The 17,221-nt window shown below is 37.5% G+C and carries 17 protein-coding genes, 1 tRNA gene and 1 pseudogene; 13 read left to right on the plus strand and 6 right to left on the minus strand.

Going from position 1 to position 17,221, the window contains the following annotated elements; genetic code table 11:
• The first annotated feature begins 107 nt into the window (after window positions 1–107).
• The 5 genes and pseudogenes from lptB to FPG78_RS05075 all read left to right on the plus strand — a co-directional run bounded on the left by lptB (window position 108) and on the right by FPG78_RS05075 (window position 4,838).
• Window positions 108–838: pseudogene (lptB, locus tag FPG78_RS05055) on the plus strand (LPS export ABC transporter ATP-binding protein).
• Window positions 831–2,300, plus strand: coding sequence for an Asp-tRNA(Asn)/Glu-tRNA(Gln) amidotransferase subunit GatB (gatB, locus tag FPG78_RS05060; protein ID WP_144086904.1), 1,470 nt, complete (start codon window positions 831–833; stop codon window positions 2,298–2,300). The pseudogene lptB and the gene gatB overlap by 8 nt, the downstream one beginning before the upstream one ends.
• A gap of 368 nt (window positions 2,301–2,668) precedes the next feature.
• Complete coding sequence (locus tag FPG78_RS05065; protein ID WP_144086905.1) at window positions 2,669–2,938, plus strand: hypothetical protein; 270 nt, start codon at window positions 2,669–2,671, stop codon at window positions 2,936–2,938.
• Window positions 2,939–3,022: 84 nt separating this feature from the next.
• Window positions 3,023–3,502, plus strand: a complete 480-nt coding sequence (locus FPG78_RS05070) for an E3 ubiquitin protein ligase (protein ID WP_144086906.1) — start codon at window positions 3,023–3,025, stop codon at window positions 3,500–3,502.
• Window positions 3,503–3,698: 196 nt separating this feature from the next.
• Window positions 3,699–4,838, plus strand: a complete 1,140-nt coding sequence (locus FPG78_RS05075; RefSeq protein ID WP_144086907.1) for an ankyrin repeat domain-containing protein — start codon at window positions 3,699–3,701, stop codon at window positions 4,836–4,838.
• Window positions 4,839–5,396: 558 nt separating this feature from the next.
• Here FPG78_RS05075 and FPG78_RS05080 read toward each other — a convergent pair.
• Both FPG78_RS05080 and FPG78_RS05085 read right to left on the minus strand, forming a co-directional pair.
• Window positions 5,397–5,852 carry a PD-(D/E)XK nuclease domain-containing protein gene (locus FPG78_RS05080; protein ID WP_144086908.1) on the minus strand — a complete coding sequence of 152 codons (456 nt, stop codon included), beginning with the start codon at window positions 5,850–5,852 and terminating at the stop codon, window positions 5,397–5,399.
• The gene (locus tag FPG78_RS05085) at window positions 5,812–7,215 is read right to left on the minus strand and encodes an AAA family ATPase (protein ID WP_144086909.1); all 1,404 of its coding nucleotides are present in this window, start codon (window positions 7,213–7,215) and stop codon (window positions 5,812–5,814) included. Before FPG78_RS05085 ends, FPG78_RS05080 begins: the two co-directional genes overlap by 41 nt.
• Before the next feature lie 776 nt (window positions 7,216–7,991).
• Between FPG78_RS05085 and FPG78_RS05090 the strand changes: the two genes are divergently transcribed.
• From FPG78_RS05090 to argS, 4 genes are all read left to right on the plus strand, one after another.
• The gene (locus FPG78_RS05090; protein WP_223262017.1) at window positions 7,992–8,531 is read left to right on the plus strand and encodes an ankyrin repeat domain-containing protein; all 540 of its coding nucleotides are present in this window, start codon (window positions 7,992–7,994) and stop codon (window positions 8,529–8,531) included.
• Window positions 8,532–9,301: 770 nt separating this feature from the next.
• Window positions 9,302–11,389: a coiled-coil domain-containing protein gene (locus FPG78_RS05095; protein WP_144086911.1), complete on the plus strand. Its 2,088-nt coding sequence runs from the start codon at window positions 9,302–9,304 to the stop codon at window positions 11,387–11,389.
• Between the two features lie 55 nt (window positions 11,390–11,444).
• Window positions 11,445–11,684: a hypothetical protein gene (locus FPG78_RS05100; RefSeq protein WP_144086912.1), complete on the plus strand. Its 240-nt coding sequence runs from the start codon at window positions 11,445–11,447 to the stop codon at window positions 11,682–11,684.
• Between the two features lie 371 nt (window positions 11,685–12,055).
• Window positions 12,056–13,831: an arginine--tRNA ligase gene (gene argS / locus FPG78_RS05105; RefSeq protein ID WP_144086913.1), complete on the plus strand. Its 1,776-nt coding sequence runs from the start codon at window positions 12,056–12,058 to the stop codon at window positions 13,829–13,831.
• Between the two features lie 6 nt (window positions 13,832–13,837).
• Here argS and FPG78_RS05110 read toward each other — a convergent pair whose 3' ends face one another.
• Window positions 13,838–14,500: a uracil-DNA glycosylase gene (locus tag FPG78_RS05110; protein ID WP_144086914.1), complete on the minus strand. Its 663-nt coding sequence runs from the start codon at window positions 14,498–14,500 to the stop codon at window positions 13,838–13,840.
• 197 nt (window positions 14,501–14,697) lie between these two features.
• Here FPG78_RS05110 and rpsF point away from each other — a divergent pair, with 197 nt between their 5' ends.
• The 4 genes from rpsF to FPG78_RS08160 all read left to right on the plus strand — a co-directional run bounded on the left by rpsF (window position 14,698) and on the right by FPG78_RS08160 (window position 15,965).
• Window positions 14,698–15,051, plus strand: coding sequence for a 30S ribosomal protein S6 (rpsF, locus tag FPG78_RS05115; protein ID WP_144086915.1), 354 nt, complete (start codon window positions 14,698–14,700; stop codon window positions 15,049–15,051).
• The gene (gene rpsR, locus FPG78_RS05120; protein ID WP_144086916.1) at window positions 15,048–15,299 is read left to right on the plus strand and encodes a 30S ribosomal protein S18; all 252 of its coding nucleotides are present in this window, start codon (window positions 15,048–15,050) and stop codon (window positions 15,297–15,299) included. Before rpsF ends, rpsR begins: the two co-directional genes overlap by 4 nt.
• A gap of 6 nt (window positions 15,300–15,305) precedes the next feature.
• The gene (gene rplI / locus FPG78_RS05125) at window positions 15,306–15,749 is read left to right on the plus strand and encodes a 50S ribosomal protein L9 (protein ID WP_144086917.1); all 444 of its coding nucleotides are present in this window, start codon (window positions 15,306–15,308) and stop codon (window positions 15,747–15,749) included.
• A gap of 87 nt (window positions 15,750–15,836) precedes the next feature.
• Window positions 15,837–15,965, plus strand: coding sequence for a hypothetical protein (locus FPG78_RS08160; RefSeq protein ID WP_255431760.1), 129 nt, complete (start codon window positions 15,837–15,839; stop codon window positions 15,963–15,965).
• Window positions 15,966–16,082: 117 nt separating this feature from the next.
• Here FPG78_RS08160 and FPG78_RS05130 read toward each other — a convergent pair whose 3' ends face one another.
• From FPG78_RS05130 to FPG78_RS05140, 3 genes are all read right to left on the minus strand, one after another.
• Window positions 16,083–16,724, minus strand: coding sequence for a 4'-phosphopantetheinyl transferase family protein (locus tag FPG78_RS05130; RefSeq protein ID WP_144086918.1), 642 nt, complete (start codon window positions 16,722–16,724; stop codon window positions 16,083–16,085).
• Between the two features lie 189 nt (window positions 16,725–16,913).
• On the minus strand, window positions 16,914–17,069 hold the full coding sequence (locus FPG78_RS07200) for a hypothetical protein (RefSeq protein WP_186292477.1): 156 nt from the start codon (window positions 17,067–17,069) through the stop codon (window positions 16,914–16,916).
• A 23-nt stretch (window positions 17,070–17,092) separates the two neighbouring features.
• A tRNA-Val gene (locus tag FPG78_RS05140) sits at window positions 17,093–17,169 on the minus strand.
• Window positions 17,170–17,221 lie beyond the last annotated feature (52 nt).

Genomic DNA, 17,221 nt, shown 5'->3' on the forward strand with positions numbered 1-17,221 from the left:
GCAGAAGGTCTCTTGTAGGTTTGTGCCATTGCTAAACTTTTTTGAACAGGCTACTTCATCTGCTTTTTATCGGCCATTCCATTTTAATGACAACTATTTTTATTTTTATGCAACTTCGTGCGGATTCATTAATCAAAGAATACAAAGGTCGTAAGGTAGTAAAAGGAATTTCACTGACCGTTTCCTCTGGGGAGATTGTGGGGTTATTAGGCCCAATGGGGCAGGAAAAACCACTACCTTTTATATGACGGTTGGTCTTATCAAGCCAAATAGTGGGAATATTTATTTAGATGAAACATGCATCACCCCATTACCGCTATACAAACGTGCCCAAAAGGGCATTAGCTATTTGCCCCAGGAAGCCTCTGTCTTTAGACAATTAACGGTAGAAGAAAACATCATGGCTGTATTGGAAATGCGCAAGCTATCCAAACAGGAGCGCAAAGAAAAGCTAGATGGATTATTAGAAGAGTTTAGCATTACGCATATACGAAAAAGCAAGGGCAATGTACTTTCTGGGGGGGAGCGCCGCCGTACAGAAATCGCTAGAGCATTGGCCACTGACCCTAAATTTGTTTTACTAGATGAGCCTTTTGCAGGTGTAGATCCGATTGCTGTAGAAGAAATCCAACTGCTTATTGCCAAACTAAAGCATAATAATATTGGCGTACTGATTACAGATCATAACGTAAATGAAACGCTTTCCATCACGAATAGAGCTTATTTAATGTTTGGGGGTGCATTGCTAAAAGCAGGTACTGCAGAAGAATTGGCAGCAGATGAACAGGTACGCAGGCTTTATCTTGGAGAAAAATTTGAATTAAAACGTTATGAATAAACTGTATGAGTCTATAAAAGAACAATATCAAGCAGTAATTGGATTAGAGATTCACATTCAATTGCTGACCCATAGTAAAATGTTTTCCTCAGATAGGGCTGAATATGGAGCCCTTCCGAATACCAATCTTAGTCCTGTTACCTTAGCCTGTCCTGGTGCTTTACCCAGGGTGAATAAAAAAGCATTTGACTATGCTATAAAGTTAGGTTTAGCCTGTGGATCAACGATTACAGATTTAAACTTATTTGCAAGAAAAAGCTATTTTTATCCAGACCTACCTAAAGGCTTTCAAATCACACAAGACACTACGCCTATTTGCCGAGGTGGTTTTGTAACCATTTATTCTGATGAAGGTGTGAAGAAAAAGATTCCACTGATTCGGATGCATTTAGAAGAAGACACGGGTAAATCGTTACATGGCATCGTAGAGGATATTACTTTATTGGATTACAACCGGACAGGTACGCCTTTATTGGAACTGGTAACGGCTCCAGAGATTACCACAGGGGAGGAAGCTTATCAGTTTTTAGCTGAGATCCGGAAGTTGGTTCGTTATTTAGAGATCTGCGATGGCAATATGGAAGAGGCTTCTTTGCGTTGTGATGCCAATATTTCCGTAGCCCTTAAGGGTGCGCAGCGCCTTGGCACGAGGGTAGAGGTTAAAAACATGAATTCCATGCGCAACGTTCAGCTGGCCATAGCCTATGAAATCGATCGACAAATCGCGCTATTAGAAACGGGTGAACCCGTGATTGCAGAGACCAGGAACTTCCAGGCTGCTTCAGGTGAAACGGTTAGCCTGCGTGCCAAAGAAACCGCCAGCGAATACCGTTATTTTCCAGAACCAGATATTCCTCCCATATGGGTTTCAGCGGAATGGATAGAAAGCATTCGCAAGACAATGCCTTTATTGCCAAGGGCTTATTTTAAAAAATTTATAGAAGTATATGGGCTTTCGCACTATACTGCTTCTGTGCTTACTGAAAACAAAGCCTTTGCCATTCTGTTTGACGAGCTATGCCAACATACGCCCTATTATACAGCTGCTGCCAATTGGCTGCTTGGACCTGTTAAAGGCTATCTGAATGAGCTATCTATTCCCTTAGAAGACTTTCCCCTTACGGTAGACCGTTTTGTTTCCTTGATCACCTTAGTAGAAAACGGTACGGTTAGTTTTTCCGTTGCAGCCAGCCAAATCTTTCCCCTATTGCTGCAGCAATTAGATACAACCCCTATGGCCCTTGCAAAAAAGCTAGACCTAATACAGGATAGCGACGAGGCCAATCTTAAAGCGCTCGTTGCAGCAGTATTAGCCGCCTACCCAGATAAAGTAGAAGCCTACAAAAATGGCAAATCAGGGCTACTGGCCATGTTTATGGGAGAAATCATGAAGATGAGCCAAGGAAAAGCCAATGCCCAACTGGCCAGCAAATTATTAGAAGAGGCCTTAGATAAGGATTAGCTAAACTTGCATTTCCACTAACGGATCTGGTAGTAGCCCTTACAGTGTATTGCTGCGCTATCGTTATATACTACCCTTAGCCGCTGGTTGATAAGGGCAATGTGCCTATATCCTTAACATAATCAATTAATTTAAAATTATGAATCTTATTCGTTTAATAAGCCATACAGCGTTGCACATTTTTGGTCACCGTAGCTTGCTGGTATGGAGCCTGTTTGCCTATTTTATATGTACTTCATGTAGTAATGTGCAAGTGAGGGAGGGGATAACGAATAACATAATTCAATCGAATGCAATGGAAGATAGCACCATATCTCGAACGAGATTTAAAGACGGTTGTACCTTAGTTATGCATAAAAATAGCATTATTGCTTGACTCAAAGGATGAGTCTAAAAACCAGAAAGACCTAATGGAAGAAATAAAGCGCACATTAGAAAATAATAACAGCGATGTTGGATCCAATGAAATCGGAACTGGTTATAATGAGCTACATTTCATAGTAGCTGCCCATAAAAACGGTACTAAACTAATAAAAGAATTTTTCGAGGAAATTCTTGAAATGATAACGAATCGTTATCCGAAGCTAACAAATGCAGTGAATCATAACAATGAAACAGCACTACATCTCGCAATGTAAGACAAAAATCTACGAATTACTCAAATCTTACTTTCACGGACCAATCTTACTATACAAGATATAAATGGCAATACTCCTATTCATTTGATGCTAGATCATCTAGAAATCCTAGAAGAATTCATAGCCCAAATAGAAAGAGGTAAAATTAAGCCTGTTGATATAGAGCAGCCATTTTGTAGTTCAAAGAATAATCAAAAACAGACTGTTATTCAATTGATTTTGACTAAATATAATCGTCTCCCTAAAAACCATCCTGAGGATTCTCGATATAGAAAGTGCATAAATGCGTTATCCGAATATATCAGAGCTATCACGATGCATTACCTCTTGATACGTAAAAAGATAAAACCAATAAAATTAACCCAAGCACAGCAATCCAACCAAGAAAAATGTGCTATATGCTATAGTTTATACCTTCCAAAGAATAACCTAGTACAAATAGCAGACTGTGCACACCATTTTCATACAGACTGTTTCAACAAGTTATGTAGCAGGTATGATCAAGATCCAAATCAACAGAAATTCACTTGCTCTTATTGTAGAAAGGTACTACTTGAAAAGTAAGTAGGTTTGTGTTTTCCAATCACTATAGTACGAATCTTATGGAGTATTCATACTCTACCGTTATACTGCCTTAGAAAGAATATGATCCTATTTCGTTTAATAAGCCGTGCAATGTTGTACATTTCTGTTTGCCGTAGGTTACTGGTATGGAACCTAGTTTCCTATTTTTTTTATATATAGCTCATGTAATACGCAAATGAAACATGGCCTAAGAGATGGTCAATACGGTTGCCAAGAGCAAACCGGTATTCAAGGTGGACAAAAAGATAAGTTTGATAATAATCCTGTAGCATTTAAAAAATATGAACATCCAAAATTACATCTGGCTTGCTGGAAAGGAGATTTGTCAAGAGTAAAGAAATTATGCAAAGACGCAAACTTTATTAAAAGACATCTAAACTCGCATAACAGTCTGAGATACAGCTTGGGATATACCCCTCTTCAGGTAGCCGTGATACTGGGTCATTGGAAAATTGTTAACTGTTTATTAGAACAAAAAGATATTAATGTAAACGCATCAGTTCAATCGCAAAGTGAAAATTTAATTCCTATTACCGCTCTGCACTTAGCTGTGTATAATCTTATGTCTCAAGCTTTTAAATGGGAAAAACATATGAAAATACATGAAATGTTGTTGGACTATTACTCCACACAGGCTGACAGGATTACCTCAAGTCTATTCATAAATAGCAATAATATATTCCATCAACTACTTGACAAAATTGACAAGATTAATCTAGAAAAATTTCAACTGTTATATAATTCAAAAAATCAACACATTAAACAACTACTAAATCTAAGAAATAGCCAAGGACTTACCCCTCGTGGTCTTGCAATAAAAGGATATATCGAAAAAAACCTTGACCCTACAATCGAGACAACCCTACAGAAAATCATCACTATATTAGCGAATAATGATACCATCAAAGGCTATTCTAAGGAAACTATAAATGGTGATAACGAACTACATTCCATAGTAAGATTACATAACAATAAGGGTTTACCTAAAACAAAAAAGCAATTTTTAGAGAAAATTGCTAAGAAGCTAAGGGATTTTTCTTTAGGAATAGTAAATAAATTGAATAAGAGAAAGGAAACACCATTGTATGTAGCACTTGAAACAAATAATTCAGCAATGGCTACCATCTTACTTCCATATACTGATCTTACTATACAAGATATAAATGGCAATACCCCACTGCACTTAATGGAAAATCATCCAGAAATATTCGAATATTTTGAGAGCCAAATAGAAAAAGGCCGAATTAAGTACAGTGACATAAAAAAATCATTTTTTTATATAAAAAAACAAAAAAAACCTAACTGCTTTTGGTAGTATTTTGAATACAAGCAAGGTTCTCTCTCGCAACGATCCTAAGTTGTTAAATCGATACAAAGACTGTATTCTCAAATTATTCAAATACGGTTCAGTACCTACAATGGATTACCTCAGCCAGTCTGCGGATATAGAGCTAATAGAACCAACTAAAGCATTAAATCAAGAAGAATGTGCTATATGTTTCGAGAATTTATATCCTTCAAAGAAGGTATTAGTAAGAACCAAAGTCTGTATCGACAGCCACTATTTTCATAAACACTGTTTCAACAGAGCTTATAACGAGTATATGAAAAATCCAGAACAAAATCAAAAGAGACCACGCTGCCTTATATGTCAACGTAATATTCGAATTACATTAGGGCCTTCATAAGTAGGTAATGCATCAATATACTTCTATTTTAAGGAGCATCGCTTTACTTCAACGAACGTTATTACCCTTATAACTAAATCCTATTTTTAATAGTTAATGGGAAGCATTTAACGTTTAAAGCAGATTAGCAAGACAAAAACGGCTTTCTGATCAGCTTGATCGGGCAAGTGCGTTGTAACAACCTATCACACCCCTTTGTTTCTTGATTCTTCGAGATGGCCAACACCATTAACGGTAAAGTATTGACGAGGCATCACCTTAAAGTGGTGTTGCGCATCGCGTTGATGGACTTCAACAATAGCCTGGGTAATATTGAGCTTTTTTTCATCATATGCTAGATCTATAAGTACTTTTTTATGACATAGATCATATGGAAGGCTATAATCCTTGCTATATATCTGCGCCAGCGCATCTAAAGCTGGTTGGTCTACTTTTAACTCAAAAATATAGATAGTTTTCGTATCATTATATTGGTCTTCCATAACGATATCTGTACGGCCTATGCCACTATCACTTTCAGCGCTGGCCCAGGTATCATATGTGGTATGAAAAGCACCATTCAGAAAAGAATACAAAGCCCCATGAAAACTCTTTTCTGTTCTATCTAGAATAACGATAACCTGCTTTGGCCAAACAACCACTGCGAATCCGGTTCAAGAAAGCAGACCAGTTGTTAGTTCTTAAATCATCTAGGATAGATGCGCTATATGTTCTTCCTACTTCTTGTTGTTTTTGAGCTATAAAATCAGCCAATATAAGCTTTAAAGCAGACTTCACTTCCTGATTAGGGAATTTTAAATAGTAGGTCAGGTGATTTGTACTCTGGGATCCGTTTAGATCCATCGTAAGGTAACCCGTTTGGTACATTAAAGGCAGTAAAGGCATTTCATGCAGCGAAGGATGGACGAGTTTGAATTTTTCTTTGTCAATTGGAAAACTATCTTTATCCCAATCCCTATTAAACCTATCGATATTTTGTTGCATCTGTTTCAATAGGATAGTAGGGCTACCCGAGTTAAACCAGGAATTATCAAAATCTTTTATATAAAAAAATCTCAATATAGCATCTGGATTATAAACGCTTATCATTTTATCAGCTGTAAAACAATAACCATTATAGTAATCCTTTAACGCTTGTTTTAATGCAATAAGTGTGTACTTTTCCTCCTGCGGTTTTTTTCTGTTCAGTTTTTCAAGTACTGGATTCACAATTGTGTCCTTGCTAAGGAATAGATGATCGATATCCCATTCTGTATAGCCCAACATTTCCGCATAATCCTCATGGAATGATATATCATTGGCTGAATTCGCCCCTGAGGTAAGACCAGATAAGTGAAATTTAGTGACACCCGTTACAAAAATAAATTTACAGTCCTTCTGGCGACTTTTTAAAACTTTGAAAAACGAACTGAGCACAGCAAGCACCTCTTCATACTGCTCTTTTTTACAAGAAATTAACGGGCTATCATATTCATCAATCAAAATAATGGGCTGTGGTTCATAGCCGTCGCCTAGTTTTTTTAATGCGTTAATCAACTTTCCTAGTGTCCCCTCTAGTGTTGGCTCACCTATAATAGGATCTATCGCACTTCTATCTATAGTATAGCACTCAGCAAGGGTATACAATATATCTATCAAGTTGTTTTGTAGTTTTTCCGGATTATCCTTAACTAGCTCCGAAAAATTTAACCAAATAACTGGATATTTTTTCCAACTATAGGTTTGATCTGCATCAATAGCACATCTTTTAAATAACGCTTTATTCCCTTTGGCTATTTGATCTATGGTATCTAGAAGTAGCGATTTGCCAAATCTACGTGGCCTTGTAAAGAAATAATATATTCCATTCGTCTTAAAGAGTTTGGCGATATAGGCCGTTTTATCTGCATACAACTCTTGCGCGATCATCTCTTTGACATCAGCACTACCAACAGGAATGTAGCCATCTGCTATAGCACTTTCCATCTGGTTCCCTATGCCATTATCTTCTGTTTTATGCGCCATACCCTAATCTTTTATATCCAAAGGAAATCAGTAAATCCTCATCCTCCTCTATTCTACACCAAAGATTTTTTCGAAGGCCAAATCGACTTTTGGGGTGATTTTTTCCATAACCTGTTCTATTTTTTCAACATAATGACCCCATTTTCTTGCACAATGCTCGATTGCACCAACAAAGCAATCAACTACGAATCTAGTAAAATTAGTTGAAATATATAAAGCATATTTTTTTGCGCACCACATTTATGCCCTATAAAAAGATAGCAGATGCAACCAGTATGCTCGATCATGCCATCTGGATGGCTATTTGCATAGCCATTGCAGCAGCCCATAAGCCACCGGTAGGTTAAATATATTCAGACCTTCTGCAAAACTTATTGCTAAATGGCAATTTTGGTGTCGAAGCTTGTCTATGCTCCTCAAATACATTTAGTATTCTGCGGTGCTCGACTGTGCTTCTCCTAAAAACTGCTGATCACAAATAGGTTTTGCAGAAGATCTCTTGTAATACAGCTAAAAAATACCTAAACCTGTGCTTTCCAATCGCTCAGTAGAAGCCCTACAAGGTAGGGATACCACTGTTGGTATGCCAACTTGAGCCCTAGGTTTGTAGAATTAATTTTTCTATAAGCCATTAGATTTATCCTTAACATAATAATTATTCATACATGACCCTATTTCGTTTTATAAGCCGTGCAGCGCTGCACATTGGTGGCTGCCGTAGATTACTGCTATGGCATTTATTTTTATGTTTTATATATGTTTCATGTAGTATGCAAATGAAGCATGGGGCAACGAAATCTCAAAACAGTTACTCGGAACAAACTGATACTCAAAATATAACAAAAAATGAATTTGATGATGCAGATAAAGTGCTTAAAATATATAAAGGTACAGAATTGCACTTAACTTGCTTGAAGGGTGACTTGAAGCAATTAGAACGCCTATGCAAGGATAAGGACTTGATCCACAAGCAACTAAATTCGTATGCCACTTTCAACTATGTCCCTTTTCAACATCCCACTAATACCCCCTATCAATATGTCCCCTTGCATTTAGCAATAAAGAGTGGGAAACCGGAAATTGTTGCCTTCTTGTTAACGATACCAGGTATTAATGTAAAGGCACCAGTTGAATCTTTATATTATGGTCCAACTCATGTTACTGCTCTGCATTTAGCTATACATAAGTTTCTTCAATCTCGAGGCAAAGATTTGGTTGATAAAATATTTAAAAGACCGTCTGAAAAACGCAACTACATGAACATAATCAAGCTGTTTGTGCAACCTAAAAACAAGAAGAATAGAATAGTGAGATAGCTCCTCCTTCCGATTGCGCAACTTCAGCGGGTGATAAGAGATATAAGTTTCTACAACATGTCCTATCTCAAGGCAATGTAAATCATCCTAGTCTCTTAAATGTACTAATCGAAAGAAACGATCCAGTAATATTGGAATCGACGTTGCTACATTATAATAATGGACATTACTATAAAGAGCTTAATAGACAAGATCAAAATGGTCATATACCCTTTGATTTAGCACTCATGCAATCTAGAGAAGCACTAGAATCCAAGTCGCAAGAGAATGCAAAAAAATATTTAAAATTTTATTTGACTTTTTTGTAGGGGTCTACCAAATCAAATAATAAAACTAATAAAACCAAAGGAAAGAAAAGAGCTATATGAAAATGAATACAAAAATGAATGTCTTATATGTAAAGAAGTATTATGCTCTGTACAGTACGTAAATACAGAGGATATAGTGGAGGCAACATGTTGCAAAAAACACTTCCATATATCGTGTTTGTGCAGGTCATACTGCAGCAACAATCCCAGTTCATCCAACTGCCCTCATTGTAGAACTCCTCTTTAAATCAAGATTGTTATCTACAATTAGTTTCTACCACTATATATAAAAACCCACTAGCGATGCTCCTTTTTTAGGGAGCATCGTTTTCCTTTCATGATGTTATTACAGCTATAACTGAATACTATTTAAAAAAAATGGGAAGCATCCAAAAGGGGAATACAAATTCCTTACTTGCTAACGCTGGGCTTTTTAAGCCATTGAACGCTTAACTAAACTACATGAATAGCATCAAAAAACATTTTTTAACCTATTGCAAATTATCGATTATTCTGTTTGGTTGCATGACGTTTAGCGCTTGCCTCTTCGAAAAGAACAACACGCAGGCTTATCGATCAACACCAAACAACTCACTAGCCGACCAGAACAAGATTAAAGAGCTCAACACAAAAATTGAAAAACTAATCCAGAGCTCCCAGGGGCTAGAAACGCGAGTCCAACAATTGGAACAACAAGTCCAACAACAAGCCCATGGAATAAAGGGACCAACCTATACAATCCAAAAACCTGTAGAAACCAAGGCAGCAACCAATAGATTGATCCAACAACTCAATAAAGTAGAGCAAAAAGTTGCGAAACTTGAGAAAGAATTCGATATAAAGATAATTGAGAAATGTATTAATGAGAACGATCAAAGAATTAATGAACTAGTGCAAAAACAAGACAACAACATCAAGGAAATATCCCAAAAAATCAAAAACCTACAGGACGAAGCTGGTAAGCAAGTCAAGGAAAAAATCGATGAAATGCAAAAACAACTCAAGGAACTAGTGCAAGAATTCATGGAGTTCATGGAGTTCATGAAACTATCCAATATGGATATAATTAAGGAATGTGTTAATGAGAACGATCAAAGAATTAATAAACTAGCGCAAAAACAAGACAACAACACCAAGGAAACATCCCAAAAAATCAAAAACCTACAGGACGAAATTAGTAAGCAAGTCAAGCCAAAAGTCGATGAAATGCAAAAACAACTCAAGGAAGCAGAGCAAAAAACCCTGAAATTTCAGGAATATATTGATGATAATGAACAAAAAATTAATGAACTAAAACAAGACAGCAACATCAAGGAAACACTCCAGGAAATCAAAAACCTACAGCAGGAATTTGGTAAGCAAGTCAAGGAAATGCAGAAACAACTCAAGGAAGTAGCGCAAGCAATCCTGAATTTTCAGGAAAAATTCGATGAAATTAAGAAATCTATTAATACTCAAGAAACAGCCTGTAAAGTAGTGCAAAATGAAAACGATAAAATCAAAATAGAAGTCAATGAACTTAAAAAACAACTCCAGGACTTCAAAACAACAGTTAAGAACATTAAAAAACAAGGACCTAGTACACATTCTCATATTAATCAGGACATAATCAAAAACCTAGAAGAAGAAATCAAGTCCATAGCTGATAAAATCAATGACATATACAAGAAAATCGATGGCTTTAATACACTCAAATCAGAAGTCGATAACTTTAAGGAACAACTTGAGAAAATAACACAACAATTTCATGCAATCAACAAAGAAAACATTCCTACATCACCAGAAAAACCAGCTGATGAACTAGACCAGAATAAAACCTTAGATCAAATTCAAAAACTGCGTCAGGAACTTGGTGATTCAATAAATGAACTGAGCAATAACAACAATGATCTGTTTGATCAACTAAAAAATAGCATCACAACAGAATTCAATAAGTTAGAGGAAGCATACACTCAACTCAAGTCAAAGCTTGAAGATAATATTAATAGTCAATCTGACCGCTATATTATCAATCAAAAAATCTTAGAATCAGTCAAGGGCATAGCAGAAAAAATAGAAAGCAAAAAAAATAAGAACGAAATAGAAAGAATAAGAACACGCTTACAGAGGATAAAGGATACAGATTTTAGTAAAAATGAAGCATACAAAGAAATAATCAAAAACCTAAAAAAAATAAAAGAACTAAACAAAGACAAAAATTTAGAGGATATAGTAAAAAATACACTAAATAAACAAGTAGGCCAAACACTAATACAAGAAATTGAAGATCTTCTACTGAAGGATACATCATTCAATGACTTACTAGAAAAATCTGAAGCAATAAGCATAGCCACATCACCGGAAATAGTTAAAAAAGTAGTCGAAGAGATAAGACAAAAAGAGATAACAAAAAGTCTAATAGATTCCCTAAGTAATAAACTACTACAGGAACTAAGTTTGAACGAAATTGTTCAAACATATTTGGAAACGAAAGACGATATACTAAACAATTTCCCGTCAAAAGCAGTAAAAGAGAAAATAGAAAAGACAAAGGAACAAAAAAACAAATAAAATAGTAGAAAAGATACTAAAACAAATCCAGAGCAAAACAACGAAAACAAAACTTATGGAAGAAATAGAAAAAAATCAGAGTATAAAGCATAGTATAGAAACGATACTGGAAAATAACATAAAAACCATACTAGCAACAGATCGCAAACCAAACCTACAGGAACATCTAAAGAATCGAGTAAAGCATCGAATAGAAAGACATCTAAACGAGGAAATATTAAAGGAATTCGCCCTAAAACTACCAGAAGAACAACGCCTGAACGCCTTACAGCAACTGAAACAGGAACTACAATAGCAAAAACAGGTTAGGTTTTTCCCTCTCCCAACACCCCTAAAAACATAACGCCATAAATATGTTATATTATCTGATAATCAATAAAATTATCCCATTAATAGCCATTATGATGTATACACACAAAATCAGCAAGATAAGTGGAAACCAAGGTAAGACCTTCTGCAAAACCTATTTCTAATGGCAATTTTGGTGTCGAAGCTTGTCTATGCTCCTCACATACATTTAGTATGCTGCAGTGCTCGACTGCGCTTCTCCTAAAAACTGCTGATCACAAATAAGTTTTGCAGAAGGTCTGTAGTTGCATAGGCGCATCACCAGATTATCCTTACAATTTTTTAATTTTAAGGTATCATCAGCTTAAATTGTAACTTATGCCTACAGACGCCATATCGCTTGAACCCAAACTTAGACGCGCCATACAACAGGCATTTCTAGCAAACTATCACTTAACTTTATCCGAAGCCGAATGCAGCTTACAAATTACCAGAAAAGAATTCCATGGCACCTTTTCACTTCCTGTATTTCCTTTTTGTAAAAGATGTAAGGCGCAACCGGCCGAATTGGCAGCAAAAATAGGCTGCTGGCTGCAAACCCATACCAATCTCATTGCCAGTTATAATGTGATCAATGGTTTTTTAAACCTTGTCATCCATGATGCCATCTGGATGGCTATTTTAAAATCCATTGCAGACCATCCAACCTATGGTCATTTGCCTACACAAAAACGCCATATAGTGGTAGAATTCTCATGCCCCAATACCAATAAACCCCAACACCTGGGCCATTTGCGCAATAACTTTTTAGGTAGCGCCTTGGCGGCTATCTTAGATACCGCTGGCTATAGCGTCAATAAAGTAAACCTGATCAATGACCGCGGCATCCATATTTGTAAGTCTATGGTTGCCTACCAACAGTTTGGCAACCATGAAACCCCAGCAAGCAGCGGTATAAAAGGCGACCACCTTGTGGGAAAATATTACGTCAAATTTGACCAGATATACAAAGCAGAACTGGCACTTAAAAAAAGTGAAGAAGAAACACCTCCTATTTTACAACAGGCACAAAAGATGTTGGTGAAATGGGAAAAAGGAGACCCTGCTGTAATGGATTTGTGGAAAAAAATGAATGGATGGGTCTATGATGGCTTCAACGTGACTTACGCCCAACTAGGCATTACCTTTGATAAAACCTATTATGAATCTGAGGCCTATCTGCTTGGTAAAACGATTGTAGAAGAGGGGTTGCAAAAAAAAATATTTTATAAAAGGGCAGATGGGGCCATTGCAGTTGATTTATCCAAAGCGGGTTTAGGGGAAAAAGTGCTGTTGCGCAGCGATGGAACTGCTGTCTACATCACACAAGACTTGGGTATAGCAGACCTCCGCTATGCAGATTACCATTTCGATCAAATGATCTATGTGGTAGGTAATGAACAAGCCTATCATTTTAAGGTTTTATTTGCCATCATGGCCCAATTGGATAGGCCATATGCCGCTTCTATGCACCATTTCCCCTATGGTATGGTGGATCTCCCCGATGGTAAAATGAAATCCAGAGAGGGAAATATAGTAGATGCCGATAACCTGATAGCAGAGATGATCGATACCACCAGCCACTATATGGGCAATAGCCATAAGACTGAAAGACTCACACAAAAGGAACTGCAAAAATTGCACCATACCCTAGCAATGGGTGCCTTAAAATTCTTCTTGCTACGGGTAGCACCTCAAAAAAGGATGTTGTTTAACCCTAATGAATCTATTGATTTTCAGGGAGATACAGGAACATTTATTCAATATACCTATGCTAGAATCTCTTCCCTAACAGGCAAGGCTAAAGCAGCTTGGGCTGTTGCATTGGATCCTCCAAGTGCTCCACTTAGCCAGTTGGAGCAGGCGCTTATCTTCCAACTCTATAGGCTACCAGAGGCCATAGCAGAGGCTGCTGCTACCTATATGCCCTCTGTAATCGCCAATTACGCTTTGGAATTGGCCAAAACCTATAACAGGTTCTATGCAAATTACCCGATATTGCGAGAGGCTGACCTTACCATAAGAAGCTTTAGGCTATTGCTTTCGACTTGCGTAGCTAGGGTGCTCAAAAAGAGCATGGGGCTTTTAACCATTGAGCTACCGGAGAAAATGTAATAGCCATTACCATACAATGGGTGCTTGGCCTGTGGCTACTAGATAGTCATTGGCCTTGCTAAAGTGTCTGTTTTGAAAAAATCCCCTATGCGCAGAGAGCGGAGAAGGATGGGCCGATTTGAGTATAAGATGTTGCCCGCCATCAATCAACCCCGCCTTCTGGCCAGCATAGCTCCCCCATAGCATAAATACCACTTGCTGTTTGCCTTTTGCAATCGCTTCTATCACTGCATTCGTAAAATGCTCCCAACCTTGGTTTTGATGCGATCCTGCCTGATGCGCTGCTACCGTTAAAGTGGCATTTAATAACAATACACCCTGTTTGGCCCAATGGTCTAATGAGCCAGATATCGGCTTTGGAATGCCTATATCTGCTTCTAGTTCTGCAAAAATATTCCGCAAAGAAGGCGGAAAAGAGATGCCTACAGGAACAGAAAATGCCAACCCATCTGCCTGCCCTGGGCCATGATAAGGATCTTGCCCTAAAATCACCACTTTTGTATTGCTAAAAGTAGAAAGATCAAAAGCCCTAAATATGTTTTTAGCTGCTGGATAGATGGTCCCACTTCGATAGGCTTCCTTTACATAATCCGTTAGCCTTTTGAAATAAGGTTTTTCAAACTCTAAGGCAAGTTTATCTTTCCAGGATGGTTCTATACGTACATTCATGCTTGCAAATATTAAATAGCCCTCTTTCGCTTTCGAAAGAGGGCTAAATCAATAGATAAGTTTATAAAAATTTTAACACAAATGTATTACTGTACAGCACATAGCTTAAATTATAAAAAACTTGACTGCATCAATTTCTTTTTATAAATTTAGTCTTATTGTACCTTATTCAGGGTTGAGCATTATTTAATGATAACATGAGACATTACGAAACAGTATTTATACTATCGCCAGTACTTTCTAACGATCAAATAAAGGCATCTATTGATAAGTATCGGTCTTTTTTAGTGGAGCGTAATGCAACCATAACATACGAGGAGGAGCTGGGTTTAAAGCCATTGGCTTACCAAATAAAGCATAAAAAAAGTGGGGTATACCACCTAATAGAATTTGCAGGCGATCCGGGCCTTATTAAGGAGTTAGAGGTTACCTATGCACGGGATGAAGAGGTTTTGCGTTTTTTAACCTTTGCTTTAGACAAGCATGCATTGGCACATAACATGGAAAGACGGTCGGAGCAAAAAGAATCTAAGAAAGCAGCAGCGGTATGACTTTAGTAAACGAATCGATACAAAAAAAAACAATCACTAAGAAGTTTTGTCGCTTTAAGCGGTATGGCATTAAATATGTCGACTATAAATGCGTTGAGTTTTTGATGAAGTTTCTCAATGAGCAGGGTAAAATACTGCCTAGGCGCATTAGTGGCAATAGTTTAAAATATCAAAAGAAAGTGGCTTGTGCGGTAAAGCGTGCTAGACAGCTTGCTTTGCTTCCTTATGTAGCGGATAACCTAAAATAGACCAAAATGGAAGTAATACTAAAGCGTGCATACAAAACATTAGGCAACAAAGGCGATACGGTTTTAGTTAAGGCTGGCTATGCCAGGAATTATCTAATTCCTCAAGGGCTTGCTGTTGTGGCCAATGAGGCGCATAAAAAGGTAGCGCTTGAAAATGCAAGGCAAGCAACACACAAAATGTTAAAGCTAAAAGCCAATGCTGAAGCGCTTTTACCGCTTTTAACAGCTGCAAAGGTGGTAGTGGCTGCAAAGGTAGGTGAAGGTGGTAAAATATTTGGTTCTGTCACGCCTTTGCAAATTGCTAAATCGCTTAAAGAGCAGGGGATTAGCCTAGACTATACTAAAATAACTATTGAAGTGCCTATTAAGCAAATAGGTACCTATCAAGCAGTATTGGCTTTACACGAAACAGTTGCTTATACATTGACTTTTGAGGTAGTTCCTGCTTAAAGGAGCTGCTATGATTTTGGGGCTTCATATGGCGTGTGAAAGGGGTTTGTTGCTAGGAACTCTTTTACAGTATCATTTTTTTGTTTTTTGTTTTTTTTGATAAAAGCTATAGGGGCCCCTTCCCCATTTTTTGCATTAAGGCCTGATGGTAGACCTTCTGCAAAACCTATTTGTGATCAGCAGTTTTTAGGAGAAACGCAGTCGCCAAAATACTAAATGTATTTGAGGAGCATAGACAAGTGCCAAAATTGCCATTTAGCAATAGGTTTTACAGAAGGTCTAGTGATGCTGCTGTTCAACTGATCAAACCGTAGCATCACAACCCTCCATCTATTAATCTGCACAGCATACCAAAACATGTGGCGGTAGCGCACTGTCTGCTATTTGCTGATAATCCATTCCATACTTTCTGCCATTGAAATGGGCTATAACTTTTCCTTTACCTTGTAACACAAAGGGGGCTATAAAAATAGCCTTAAAGGTAGTAATTTTTTGGTTAGCCAAACGTTTATACAATGCCTCCTTGGCAGCCCAATAGATGGCTAGCTGTTCAAGGCAATGATTGGCATTTTGCACTTCCTTGTTTGTTAAGAACCTTTCTTGTACCCTACGCAAAGTGGGTGTAACCATTTCTATATCAACACCTATGGGAACAACGGTAGATAGTGCTACAGCAGCTACATAACGGGTGTGGGTAAAGCTAATATGGAACCTACCATCGCCTAAAATAGGCTGGCCTTGCCCATTTTTAGAAAGCACTAAAATGGGTAAAGCTAATTTTTGTAGCAAATGGTAAAGCGCTACTCTTACCGCCAAAGACTGCCGGATCCTATCCGTAGAAGATAGATTGCTACTATGATAGTCAACTAAAAACTGGGGAGGTAGTTGCGAACGTAAGGTTGCTACACTTTCTTCAATCTTCCAAATAAGCAGGAAACTAGTAGCAGTATACGCCGAAAAACTATAAAAAGACATAAGGAGTTTTTTATCCTACTTTTTGCTTGATCAAAAAGTAAGCAAAAAATCAAGCGCCCTTGTTTGCGTGATAGCAATCCTATATGGCAAATGGATACTGACCCTCTAATCAGCTTTAAGAGTACACTTACCCATCACAACATTTTTCCAACCGCGCGTTTCTGATTGCTTTCCAGCGGCTCATTACATCTAAGCGGTAGATGCAGCATCTGCAAAACTTTTACGCATTGCTTCTACATCTAAACATTTAATAACAGGCATAAACATCAGACGCTTAATCGCAACTTTACGCTGTGCTGCTTTGATCTTATTTTTTCTTGCTTTACGCTGTAATCTAACGGGCATAATATTTAAATTTCTATACTTTCTGGTGGGCCCTGCAGGATTCGAACCTGCGGCCTTCTGTGTGTAAAACAGATGCTCTAACCAGCTGAGCTAAGGACCCAGGCTCAAATATAGCTATTTTCTTCTAAAAAAGCACTAGACCTTCTTCAAAA

The sequence above is a fragment of the Cardinium endosymbiont of Dermatophagoides farinae genome, from assembly GCF_007559345.1.
Lineage (GTDB): Bacteria > Bacteroidota > Bacteroidia > Cytophagales > Amoebophilaceae > Cardinium.